The sequence below is a fragment of the Saccharicrinis sp. GN24d3 genome (assembly GCF_052400645.1).
Taxonomy (GTDB): Bacteria; Bacteroidota; Bacteroidia; order Bacteroidales; family Marinilabiliaceae; genus Saccharicrinis.
This window is the reverse complement of the sequence record NZ_JBQTGI010000023.1, coordinates 16,230-29,512: the sequence shown is the minus strand read 5'-3', so window position 1 is coordinate 29,512 and position 13,283 is coordinate 16,230. Positions and strand designations below refer to the sequence as shown.

Sequence of the window (13,283 nt, the reverse complement as noted above, 5' to 3'; positions counted from 1 at the left end):
GTCATTGTTGTGGCGCATTATACCTATTAACGGAACCATAAATAATTTGAATAAGAAAGATCTGGTTTATTCAACTTAGCGATTGATCATAAACCTAATGTTAAAAATGTAATTTTAAATCTATGATAAACAGATAAATATGAGATTGAACCCTTTGATATATCTGGTTTTGATGTTGATGGCATCATCATGCAAAAAGGCTGAAAAGCAATATGTGTATGTGGATGGTAAATACATTTACTCACCACAAGGCGAGTTATTACATCTGAAAGGAGTGAATTTGGGCAATTGGTTATTGCCGGAAGGATATATGTTCAAATTGAACGATTGCAACTCGCCACGCAAAATTGACCAGGCCATTCGCGAATTAATTGGAAATACTGCCACCACAGCTTTTTGGGATTCTTTTCTTGAAAATTATGTTACTGAAGCCGATATTAAATGGTTATCGGAAGCGGGTGTAAATATAATAAGGCTGCCATTTGATTATCGCTTGCTAACAAATGATGATTTTTTAGGCAGGAACATGCACGGCTACAAGTATATAGACAATACCTTGAATTGGTGCAAGAAATACAATATTTATGTTTTGCTGGATATGCATGGTGCGCCCGGGGGGCAAACCGGTGATAACATAGATAACAGTGATGGTTATCCCTGGCTTATGGTTGATGAAGGTATGAAACAAAAGGTCTCCGCTATATGGCGGGAGATAGCTGAAAGATATACTAATAATGCCACTGTTATCGGATACAATTTATTGAATGAACCCATCGCTCATTATTTTGATAAAGACAGTTTAAAAACTCATTTGGAACCCTTGTATAAAAGGATTACCAAAGCCATAAGAGAAGTGGATCGAAATCATATTATTTTTTTAGGAGGTGCTGAGTGGGAGACAGATTTTTCAGTGTTCTCGGAACCGTTTGACGATAAGCTGGCCTATACATTTCATAAGTATTGGATGCCAACTGAACAAAAAGAAATACAGGAGTATATTGATTTTAGAGAAAAGCATAACGTGCCCATATTAATGGGGGAAAGTGGTGAAAACACGGATGCATGGGTGAAAAAATTTAGAGATCTATTAGATAAAAATAGTGTTCATTGGACATTCTGGCCCTACAAGAAAATGGACAATACACGGGGGCCTATGAACTTTGATAAACCTGAGGGATATGACAGTTTTACGGCTTATGCGGATGCAAACAGAAGCTCATTTGCTGCGATAAGGGCGCTGAAAGATAGTATTGGTGGAATAAATCCGGAGGAGATAATAAATATTTTGAATCTATATATAGAAAACAGCAAATTTGAAAATTGTTTTCCTAATGAGGGTTACTGCGAAGCATTAGGATTTAATAATTTCTAAATAAATAAAACAGCAATACTATACCTATGGAGTATTGAAGTATTGCTTGTAAGGGATAAACAGTTTTAGGAATCCTATAAACCTAAAAAAATATGGATATGATAAACAGGATATCAGCAATAATAGTAATCGTTTTAATGGTTAGTGCTTGTAACCAGCGTAGTAAATATGAACTGGTTTGGAGCGATGAGTTCGATTATACCGGTTTGCCCGATGAACTCAAATGGAATTACGATACGCTTGGTAACACTTGGGGATGGGGAAATAACGAGCTACAATATTATACATCGGCACGAAAAGAAAATGCCTGGGTAAGTAACGGAACATTAATCATCACTGCGTGTAAAGAGGAAGGATTTCCCGCACCATATACATCTGCCCGTTTAACAACGAAGGAAAAAGGAGACTGGCTGTATGGACGGATAGAGGTTAGGGCCAATATAAGCGAAGGTACCGGTATTTGGCCGGCCATATGGATGTTACCGACGGAAAACAAGTACGGCAACTGGCCCCACAGTGGCGAGATTGATATAATGGAATATGTGGGCTATCACCCGGATACGGTTCATTTTACCGTTCATACAGGTGCATTTAATGGAATGCACAAGACCCAGAAAACCAGAACAATATATTTACCCCATGCGGAAGATGCTTTTTATACCTATGCCGTTGAGTGGGAAAAGAATAAATGTGTTTTTTATGTGGATGACCAAAAGGTATATACGTTTCACAAGAAATCCGATAATACGGAAGAATGGCCTTTTGACCATCCGTTTTACCTAATACTAAACGTGGCTGTTGGAGGAAACTGGGGTGGTTTGTATGGTGTTGATGATTCTATCTTTCCGCAGACGATGGAAGTGGATTACGTAAGAGTATATCAAAGGAAAGAATAGTGAATTGTCGATGTTCTGATTCGATAATAAATAGTGGGGCGATATTTTAAATATTGATAGGTGCATCACGTGTTTGTAGAAAATAGATTATTGAAAAGAGAGTGTAGACGACCACTTTTATTTAGAAAACAGATTTTTACAAAATCGCGCTGCTAAAACGAATGGGATTGTTGTATTGAACTTAGTGCAACTTGGCGGGCTTTTTTCCGCGTGCTGGCGAAGCTTCAGCGGAGGAGCGTTGCCTGAGTGGGTTAAAAACAAAACTAATATAGTTAATATAATGAAGAAGAACAGTATTTATTTAGGGAATACAAATCTGAAATACGGGGGAGCTGAAGTTGAAGGAAAATTTGTAGAGCTTAATAACGAGAAGTTCTATAAAATTGGAAACTACGATCAAATGCCGGACTTTTTTATGAGCATTGTAAGTGATTCGGATCACTGGATGTTCATATCGAGTAATGGTTCTTTGTCGGCAGGACGAAAAGACAGGGATAATGCACTTTTTCCTTATTATACGGTTGATAAGATACATGATTATCAAGGTAAAACAGGAAGTGGAACTTATGTTTTGGTAGAAAAAGAGGACAAAAATTATTTGTGGGAACCTTTTTCTAAGGAACTTGGTGCTCTGTATAAAACAGAAAGAAATTTATACAAAAATTTATATGGAAACAAAATCCTGTTCGAAGAAGTGAATCACGAATTGGGACTTTGTTTTCGATATGCTTGGTGCTATACCGAAAAATTTGGATTCGTACGAAAATCATTTGTTTCAAATATAAGCCCTAAGGCGGTACGATTTGAAATTTTGGATGGCATAAAAAATATCCTGCCATATGGTATAGATTACGATTTCCAAAATGCTTACAGCAATTTGCTGGATGCTTATAAGAAGAACGAACTGGCAGAGGATACCAAACTGGGCATGTTTATGCTTAGCTCCATTCCCGTGGATAGGGCCGAGCCAAGCGAATCTTTAAAAACGACTACTGTTTGGTCTTCAGGTTTGGACAGCTGCAATGTTCTTTTGTCAGAAAAACAGGTTGACGGATTTAAAAGGGGACAACAGGTTCAAACCGAAGTGGATATCAGGGCATCACGAGGATCGTATTATGTAAATGCGGAATTGGAATTGGCACCTTCTGCATCAAAAGAGTGGATGCTGGTGGCAGAGATCAACCAGGATGCGGTAGCTGTCGCTAATTTGAAATCGTTCATCAAAAACGAGAATGATATCGCAAAAGCCATAGAAGCGGATATTAATTTGGGTACTGAAAACCTGATCAGGATTGTGGCCGATTCGGACGGTGTGCAATTAGGTAATGATGTATTGTCATCAACCCGCCATTTCTCGAACACTTTGTTTAATGTAATGCGCGGCGGTATATTTAACAACAATTACACGGTAGATATTGTCGATTTTAAACTATATGTTGGGCAAACTAACAAGCTAGTTTATAATAAGGTTAAGGACGGTATCGATTCTCTTCCAAAACAGATGACGTACCCGGAACTTTGTGCCTGGGCTTTGGAAAGCGAAGATGTTGATTTGTTGCGAATTGCCAATGAATACCTGCCATTGACATTTAGCAGAAGACATGGTGACCCGAGTCGTCCCTGGAATCAATTTTCCATTGAGACTAAAAATGAAGATGGCACACCAAAATTAAACTATCAGGGAAACTGGCGCGATATCTTCCAAAACTGGGAAGCTTTAGCTGTTTCGTATCCCGAATTTGTTGAGGGAATGATCACTAAGTTCGTGAACGCATCCACAGCCGACGGTTACAACCCTTATCGTATTACGCGCGAAGGTATCGATTGGGAATGTCCGGATCCGGAAGACCCTTGGGCGTACATTGGTTATTGGGGCGACCACCAAATAATTTACCTTCAAAAGTTTTTGGAGCAGTCCAATGCTTATCATCCTGGTAAGTTGGATAGTTTGTTAACCAGCGATATGTTTGTATATGCAAATGTACCATACCGTATAAAGCCGTATGATCAGATTGTAGCTAATCCGCAAGATACTATTGCTTTTGATGCCGCGTTAAACGAGCGGATAAAAGCAAAAGTTAAAGAAATTGGAGCAGATGCCCGAATGATTTCAAATGCGGAAGGTGATCTGTATCGTGTTAACTTAACCGAGAAGATATTAGTGACGATGCTTTCCAAGCTGAGCAACTTTATCCCGGAAGCAGGTATCTGGTTAAACACCCAACGTCCCGAATGGAACGATGCCAACAACGCTTTGGTAGGTAACGGGGTTTCCATGGTTACCTTATATTACTTGCGCAGATTCTTAAAGTTTTGGTCGGATAAATTTAGTTCTACAAGCATCAAGGAAGTGAGTGTTTCGGAAGAGGTGAAAGAATTAATGGATAGCATCTTTTCTCTTTTTGCAGATAAAAAGGCGCTTGCCCAAAAAGGATTCTCCGATGGGGAAAGAAGGTACTTTGCCGATGTTTTAGGTAGGGCCGGAGAAAAATATCGCAACAGTATTTATGCAGATTCATTCTCGGGTGTTAAAAAAACAATTAAGGCTGGCCAATTACTGGAATTCACTGATCTTGCTCTGGCATACATGGATCAGTCCATCAAGGTAAACAAACGAGAGGATGGTCTTTATCACGCATACAACTTAATTTCATTTGGCAAAAATACGGTTTCGGTGCGTTACCTGTACGAGATGTTGGAAGGGCAAGTGGCAGCTTTAAGTGCCGGTTGTTTTAGCGCACAGGAGAGTCTGGATGTATTGGATGCCTTAAAAGCAAGTGCGCTATTCCGCGAAGATCAATACAGCTATATCTTATATCCGGACAGGCAGTTGCCTCGCTTTGAGGATAAAAACAATATCCCCGCTGACAAGGTGAAGGAATCTAAGTTGTTGTCGCAAATACTTGCGGATCATAATGCATCTATTATAAGTGCCGATAAAAATGGCGTTTGTCACTTTAACGGAGCATTTAGAAATGCGGATGTCCTGGAAGAAGCCTTAAATAGCCTGGAAAACACTTCGTACAAAAAATTACTGGAGGAAGAAAAAGATGCTGTACTGAATATTTACGAAGAGATGTTCGATCATCAGTCGTTTACGGGCCGCTCGGGGACCTTTTACGGATATGAAGGATTAGGGAGTATCTACTGGCACATGGTATCCAAGTTATTGCTTGCCACTCAGGAAAGTTATTTCAATGCCCTCGAAGAAGGTGCGGACGCCGGCATTTTAGGTCGCATAATGGACCATTATTACGAGATTAAGGCAGGAATAGGTATTTATAAATCACCGGCACTTTATGGCGCTTTCCCAACTGATGCATATTCGCATTCTCCGGGTGGAGCAGGAGCAAAGCAACCTGGTATGACGGGGCAGGTAAAAGAAGATGTGATTAGTCGTATTGCAGAGCTGGGCGTTCAGGTTAAATCAGGGGAGATCATATTTAATACCAGCTTATTAAATAAGAATGATATTCTAACGGGGGAAGAGTTGTTTAATTATTATGATTTAGAAGGTAATAAGAAGCAAATTAAATTGAATAAGGGTCAGTTGGCATTTACCTTCTGCAAAGTTCCTGTGGTTTATTATTCCGGCAAAAATGAGCAAGTGTTAATAACATTTGCTAATGGGGAGTCAAAACTAATATCGGAATATACACTGGATAAAGAAACCAGTGAAAAGATATTTAACCGACAAGGGGACGTTGTGAAGATAGAGGTAGAATTAATTTAGGAAGTGATAAATATTAGCCCGGGGATTTAACCCCGGGTATAAAAAGCAATAGCAAACCGACTCAGCACTTGAATTTGATGGATTCAAACAGGCTTTGCCTCGGAAATTGAACAAAACAAGTTAGTACTATAACCATGTCAGCAAGAAAAGAACAGTTACTCTCACTTTATGGGGTGAATTTTTCAGGAAAGAAATACGGTGATTTACTGTCGTTGTATCAAAAAACACTCAACCAGGGAATGCATGGTTTGTGCATGAGTCCTTATGTTGAAGGGCAAAAGCCCGGAGATCAGTTAAGCCGTGAACAAATAGTGCGCAGGCTGGATATTATGAAACCTTATGCCCAATGGGTAAGAACCTTTTCATGCACCGAGGGCAATGAACTGATTCCTGCTATAGCCAAACAAAAAGGTATGAAAACATTGGTGGGTGCCTGGTTAGGTACCGATGCTGAAATCAACGAGCAGGAAATCACCAATGTGATTAAAGTGGCCAAGGAAGGTAATGCTGATATTGTGGCTGTTGGTAACGAAGTTTTATATAGGGAAGATTTAACGGAGGAAGAGTTACTTAATTTTATCAAGCGGGTAAAAGATGAACTGCCGGACATTCCTGTGGGCTACGTGGATGCTTACTATGAGTTTTGCAACCGTCAAACGGTAGCAGATGCCTGTGATGTAATATTGGCTAACTGCTACCCATTTTGGGAGGGGTGTTCGCTGGATGATTCTTTTTTGTACATGAAGGATATGTACCGAAGGGCTTTGATGGCCGCTAAAGGTAAAAAGGTAATTATTACGGAAACAGGTTGGCCCAATGCTGGGGGCGGCTTTTATGGTGCAGAAGCCTCAATCGAAAATGCCTTGAAATACTTTATCAATGCTCAACAATGGTCAAAACAAGAAGGTATCGAAATGTTCTATTTCTCATCCTTCGACGAAGCCTGGAAAACATCTTCGGAAGGTGATGTGGGAGCCTATTGGGGTATCTGGGACAAAGACGAGAAGCTGAAATATATAGAAGCATAATTAGATAAGTATCAGGTCGCAAGTATCAAGATTTGATATGTTGTGTAAATAAAAATCATGTGTCTTGATACTTGAATCTTGTTGAACAAAATGAGATCCCGAAGCCTCTAATTTAGTCAACTTCGGGGATACTAAAATTAAGTATGAAAATTAAAGAACTAAATATAGAGCCGGGTAGGGCTATTTGTTACTCTGGTTTCCGCGAAGGACAAGCACCGGGAGACATATATCCGTCGTATGATCAAATCAAAGAAGATCTCCTGATTTTGCAAGGTCACTGGAAATACCTGAGGTTGTATGATTGCGATAAGCAAACCGACCTGGTGTTGGAAGCCATCAAGAACGAAAACCTGGATTTTAAGGTGATGTTGGGTGCTTATATAGGTGCCGAGATGAACAACTTCGGTTGCCCTTGGGGAGGATCTTACACGGAGGATGAACTGGTTTCAAACAAAGAAATGAACCAGTTGCAAATCCAAAAAATGATTAAGCTGGCTAACAAATACCCCGACATTATTTTTTCGCTTTCCGTAGGTAATGAAGCCACGGTACATTGGACGGATCATTATGTTCCGGTTGATAGCGTGATTGAATATGTAAGAATGGTGAAAAAAGAAGCCAAACAACCGGTGACATTCTGCGAAAATTATGTGCCCTGGAAAGATAAGCTAAAGAAATTAGTAGAAGAGGTGGATTTTATCTCTATCCACACCTATCCCGTTTGGGAATACAAACATATCCATGAATCACTGGAATATACGAAACAGAATTATTATGGAATCGCAGATAGATATCCGCATAAACCTGTGGTAATCACAGAAGCGGGTTGGGCAACTAACTCAAACGGTAGAGGTATTGACCCGGAAAATGTCAGTCAGGATTTGCAACAAATTTATTATAATGATCTAATGAATTGGTGTAATGCAGAGGGGATTTTGACTTTTGTTTTTGAGGCTTTCGATGAACCTTGGAAAGGATCACCGGACGCCAACGAACCTGAGAAACACTGGGGCTTGTTTACCGTGGATAGAAAACCCAAAAAAGTGATGCAGCATTTGTTTTAAGTAACAGGTAGAACGGAGAGCGGAGAGAGGAATAAAGCCCCAAAGCGCCTTCCGAGACAAGCACGGAACAGGTAGTCCCGAATTTACTACGGGAGGTGAGGTTAATAACCCACAGTTTGTCTGGAGTGCGATTACGAAATGTAAATCAAGCCCTGAAGGGGGGATATGGTAAAAGCCCAGGGCGATGCTCTGGGTAAAATAAAAAAATTAAACCGACGCATCACGTTGTTGAGAAATGTGTAAACAAACTTTGCGTCGGGATACAAGGATGGAAAAATAAACTATAGGATATGAAATCACTCTGGAAAATAACACTAATCCTTTTTGTCTTGGCAGGATGTCAATCACCTAAGCAAAAAAAGGTGTCATCAGTGGAGCTGGAGAATGAAATTGAAATGATACAACCAAAATCGGCCCTATTGTCCGGTTTGTCCGCCGCCATCTGTTATTCCGGATTCCGAAGCGGTCAACACCCTGATAGAGGCAACGGAGCCGTTAATCCGTCATACGATGAAATACTGGAGGACCTTCATATCCTGTCAAAAAACAATATGTACCAGTTGATCCGACTTTACGATAGCGGAGTGAATACCCAAATGGTGTTGAAGGTCATCAAAGAAAACAAGATCGATATTAAAGTTTTATTAGGTATTTGGCTCGATGCGGAACTAAGTGCGCACGAAACTTGCGAATGGCTTTCAGAACCCATACCTCAGGATGAGTTAGATCAGAATAAGAAGAAAAATTTGACGGAAATTGCCAATGGCATTAAGCTGGCAAACGCATACCCGGAAATTATTTGTGCTGTAAACGTGGGTAACGAGTGTTTGGTGGATTGGAACGACCACAAAGTTTCACCAGATACTATCATTTCCTATGTAAATCATGTAAAAAGCCAGATATCTCAACCTGTAACCGTTGCTGATAACTATAAGTGGTGGGCCGATCATGGAACTGAGCTGGCCAACGTGGTGGATTTTGTTTCGATTCATGTTTACCCGGTTTGGGAGGGAAAAGATATGGATGAGGGAATAGTATATACGGTGGCTAATGTTAAAGAAGTGCAAAGCGCATTGCCTGGTAGTAAAATAGTAATTACAGAAGCAGGTTGGGCATCGGTAGCCTCAGAATTTGGAGAAAGGGCCAGTGAGGAAAAACAGAAACAATACTATAACTGGATAATGGAATGGTCAAAGGAAAACAATATCACCACCTTCTTTTTTGAGGCCTTTGATGAGGACTGGAAAGGTAATCCAGATAATTCACTTGGGGCCGAAAAACATTGGGGAATATTTACCGTAGATCGCAAACCTAAAAAAGTAATGAAGGGGATTTATCCTGAACTATAAAAGAATACAACTACCCGTATAATCGGGTGGTATATGAATAAACATCTACAAAAATGAAATCTAAAATCTACAAAATATGACACATATTAAAACAGTGAAGGAAGACAAAGTCCCCTTCGGACAAAAAATGGCGTTTGGTTCAGGACACCTAGCCAACCAGTTATTTCCGGCTGCTTTAGGTGTGTTTATGGTTGTTTTGGTCATGTCGTTGGGTATGTCACCGATTCTTGCAGGAATACTCGGGGCATTACCGCGCTTGTTGGATGCCTTAACTGATCCAATTATGGGTTTTATATCTGACAACACTAAATCGAAATGGGGTCGCAGAAAACCATATATTCTATTAGGTAGTGTAATTTCAGGAGTGTCGTTTATGATTATGTGGCAATTAAATCCGCAAAATTCTGAGCTTTATAACTTTTTTTACTTTTTAATTGTTTCCATTTTTTTCTATATCGGTTATACCATTTTTGCTACTCCATTAATTGGTTTGGGGTACGAAATGACACCTGATTATAACGAAAGAACAAGATTAATGGCTGTGTCTCAATTTATGGGACAAATTGCATGGATGGTAGCCCCTTGGTTTTGGGTAATTATCTATAATGAGTCTATCTTTGAAACAGCACCCGAAGGAGCACGTATTATGTCGGTTTGGGTAGGGGGAGTATGTATGATTTTGGGGATAATGCCTGCTTTGTTTAACAAAGAATTAATTGTGCCAGAACAGGATAAGATTAAAAATCTTTCCAGAGCTGAAATGGCCAATAATGTAAAAGAATTTTTAAAGGGTATTAAATTAACTTTACAAAACAAGCCCTTTGTAAAGCTTTGTACTTCAACGTTTTTAATATTTAATGGTTTCCAAACTATTGCACAGTTTGCCATGTTTATTATTGTGTATTATCTTTTTAATGGTGATAAGTCAGCAGCAGGATCCTGGCCGGCATGGTTCGGAACTATCAGTGCTATGGCTACCGCATTTTTAGTTATTCCCATTGTTACAAAGATATCGGAAAAGGTTGGAAAGAAGAATGCTTTTATTATTGCAACGCTCCTTTCTATTATTGGATACGCTCTTAAATGGTGGGGATATACACCAGATAATCCTTGGTTAATGTTTATGCCTATTCCATTCTTGTCTTTTGGTATAGGTGGATTATTTACATTAATGATGTCCATGACGGCAGATGTTTGTGATTTGGACGAATTAAACAACGGAGAGCGTCGCGAAGCCATGTTTGGTGCCGTATATTGGTGGATGGTAAAATTGGGTACTGCACTTGCGTTATTAACCAGTGGTATTGTATTGCAGTATGTAGGGTTCAACCAGGATGTAGAAGTACAAACAATAGAAACAATGACTAATCTTCGATTGGCAGATATCATCATACCTATATTTACAGGTATTATAGCCATTGTGGTAATGCGTAAGTACGATGTTACCGAAGAAAAAGCCAACGAAATAAGAGAAGCCTTAATTGCCCGTCGTGGTAAAGTGCATCATCAGGGAGAAAAATAATTATAAATATATTATGAGACAGTTAAAAAAAATGACATGGATAGCTTTATTTTTTGTTGGCATGTCTATATTACCAGCTTGCACGTCTAAAAACGAATATAAGCTGGTTTGGGAGGATGAATTTGAATATACAGGTTTACCCGATTCAACCCTTTGGGATTACGACCAGGAGGGCAACCCACATGGTTGGGGTAACAACGAAGAACAATTCTACACCAGGGAACGAAAGGAGAATGCCTGGGTGGAGAATGGCATTCTGAATATCACGGCCATTCACGAACCATATCAGGATAAAAACTTCACTTCAGCCCGATTAATCTCCACAGCAGATTGGCAATATGGTAAGGTGGAAGTGCGTGCCAAATTACCGGATGCCAGAGGAACCTGGTCGGCCATATGGATGATGCCTGGCGGCTGGACCTTTGATGATGGTGATTGGCCCAATATAGGTGAGATTGATATCATGGAACATGTAGGGCACGATTTGGGCGTAATCCATGCCTCGGCACATTCCAAGGATTACCAATGGCAAAAGCAGACACAAAAAACTGCTACGGTAAAAATAGAAGGTGTCAATGAAGAGTTTCATTCTTACATTCTTGAATGGACACCGGAGGTGATGAAGGCCTATGTGGATGATAACCTTTATTTCACCTATCGAAATGAGGGACTGGGAGTAGACAAATGGCCTTATGATAAACCATTTTATTTGATTTTGAATGTGGCAGTAGGAGGCGCATGGGGAAGCGTTGAAGGAATAGACAGCCTTGCCTTTCCCCAAACCATGGAAGTGGATTATGTAAGGATTTATCAGAAGAAGTGAAATGTAATAAACTCACCGTGTGACTATTCTCAATCTGTCAAAAGTCAAACGGCGAGTAAAATAATAAACAATGAACAAAATAACAGCGAAATTATCCATCAAAGAAAAAATCGGTTATAGTCTGGGCGATACTGCTTCTCATTTTGTATGGGATATGGTAGGGTTCTGGATTCTAATCTTTTACACGGATACCTTTGGGATTTCGGCAGCCGCAGCCGGTACCATCATGCTTATCGCCCGCTCGTGGGATTTCCTGAACGACCCGATAATGGGTATTATTGCCGATAGGACCAACACCCGGTGGGGAAAATTCCGACCATATATTTTATGGATGGCTTTGCCTTACAGTGTTTTGGCAGTGTTGACATTTACCACGCCTGATTTTGGTGAAACGGGTAAAGTGATTTATGCCGCAGTCACCTATTTGTTGTTAATGACCGTTTTTACTGCAATCAATCTTCCTTATTCCTCTCTTGGGGCAGTGATGACGGCAGATAGCACTGAAAGAGCTGGATTGAATTCCTATCGGTTTATTTTCGCATTTGTGGGGCAATTGATCGTTTCGGGAACGGCCTTGACATTGGCCAACTATTTTGGAGGAGGCGACAGTGCAAAAGGTTATCAATATACACTTACATTGTTCGCGCTTATCAGCTTGATATTATTTGTCATTACCTTTAAGTCAACCAAAGAGAGGGTACAGCCACCAAAAGAACAGAAAGTAGATTTAAAAGCAGATCTTAAAAACCTCTTCAAAAACCGACCTTGGGTCATCTTGTTTTTTGTAGGCATTATTTCCTTTGTGATGTTTGCCATGCAAAACCTGGCGGTAGCCTATTATTTTAAGTATTATATCGGTAATGCTGAAAACGTGCAACTATTCAACGTTATTGGTACCATAGCCTTAATTCTCACGATACCTATATCAAAACCACTGGCAAAAAAGTTTGGAAACAGAAACGTATTTTTGGCCAGTTCCCTTCTTTCAGGTCTCTTTTTCATATTGCTATACTTACCAGGTCCGGAAAATACTTATATGATATATGGCTTCAATATTTTAGCTAAAATGGCATATGCTCCTGCTGTACCTTTGTTGTGGACAATGTTGGGAGATACAGCTGATTATTCAGAATGGAAAACAGGTCGTCGTGCAACGGGGTTGGTTTTCTCGGCTGCTACATTCGCCCAAAAGGCAGGATGGGGAATAGGAGGAGCTTTGGCGGGATGGTTGTTGGCCCTATATAAATTTGAACCAAATGTTGAGCAAACAGAATCAGCTATTACCGGTATTAAAATGATGATTTCCGTTTTCCCCGGCATACTGTATATGTCATGTTCCATACTGCTTTTCTTCTATAGCATCGATCACAAAACGTCACTGGTCATGCAAAATGATCTGGAAGCAAGAAGAGCGGAAGAATGAGCAAGAGGGAGAAAGTAACAAGGGAAATGAAGGCCTGAGATGGCAAGAATACCCTGAAAAGGTTATAGAACCT

Annotated in this window: 9 protein-coding genes; all 9 read left to right on the top strand. The window is 40.0% G+C overall.

The genetic code is table 11. From position 1 onward, the window contains the following. The first annotated feature begins 139 nt into the window (after positions 1–139). The 9 genes from ACT29I_RS21205 (at position 140) to ACT29I_RS21165 (ending at position 13,210) form a co-directional block, all read left to right on the top strand. The gene (locus tag ACT29I_RS21205) at positions 140–1,372 is read left to right on the top strand and encodes a glycoside hydrolase family 5 protein (RefSeq protein WP_444794354.1); all 1,233 of its coding nucleotides are present in this window, start codon (positions 140–142) and stop codon (positions 1,370–1,372) included. A 98-nt stretch (positions 1,373–1,470) separates the two neighbouring features. Next, positions 1,471–2,268 (top strand): glycoside hydrolase family 16 protein, encoded by a 798-nt coding sequence (locus ACT29I_RS21200; RefSeq protein ID WP_430933642.1) that lies wholly within the window; start codon positions 1,471–1,473, stop codon positions 2,266–2,268. Positions 2,269–2,548: 280 nt separating this feature from the next. Next, positions 2,549–6,001 (top strand): hypothetical protein, encoded by a 3,453-nt coding sequence (locus tag ACT29I_RS21195; protein ID WP_430933641.1) that lies wholly within the window; start codon positions 2,549–2,551, stop codon positions 5,999–6,001. Positions 6,002–6,135: 134 nt separating this feature from the next. Then, complete coding sequence (locus tag ACT29I_RS21190; protein ID WP_430933640.1) at positions 6,136–7,029, top strand: glycoside hydrolase family 17 protein; 894 nt, start codon at positions 6,136–6,138, stop codon at positions 7,027–7,029. Positions 7,030–7,172: 143 nt separating this feature from the next. Then, positions 7,173–8,093: a glycoside hydrolase family 17 protein gene (locus ACT29I_RS21185; RefSeq protein WP_430933639.1), complete on the top strand. Its 921-nt coding sequence runs from the start codon at positions 7,173–7,175 to the stop codon at positions 8,091–8,093. A 290-nt stretch (positions 8,094–8,383) separates the two neighbouring features. Beyond that, positions 8,384–9,442 (top strand): glycosyl hydrolase family 17 protein, encoded by a 1,059-nt coding sequence (locus tag ACT29I_RS21180; protein WP_444794353.1) that lies wholly within the window; start codon positions 8,384–8,386, stop codon positions 9,440–9,442. A gap of 76 nt (positions 9,443–9,518) precedes the next feature. Next, positions 9,519–10,964: an MFS transporter gene (locus tag ACT29I_RS21175; RefSeq protein ID WP_430933636.1), complete on the top strand. Its 1,446-nt coding sequence runs from the start codon at positions 9,519–9,521 to the stop codon at positions 10,962–10,964. Positions 10,965–10,977: 13 nt separating this feature from the next. Further along, positions 10,978–11,787, top strand: coding sequence for a glycoside hydrolase family 16 protein (locus ACT29I_RS21170; protein WP_444794352.1), 810 nt, complete (start codon positions 10,978–10,980; stop codon positions 11,785–11,787). Positions 11,788–11,857: 70 nt separating this feature from the next. Beyond that, positions 11,858–13,210, top strand: a complete 1,353-nt coding sequence (locus tag ACT29I_RS21165; protein ID WP_430933634.1) for an MFS transporter — start codon at positions 11,858–11,860, stop codon at positions 13,208–13,210. Positions 13,211–13,283: the final 73 nt, after the last annotated feature.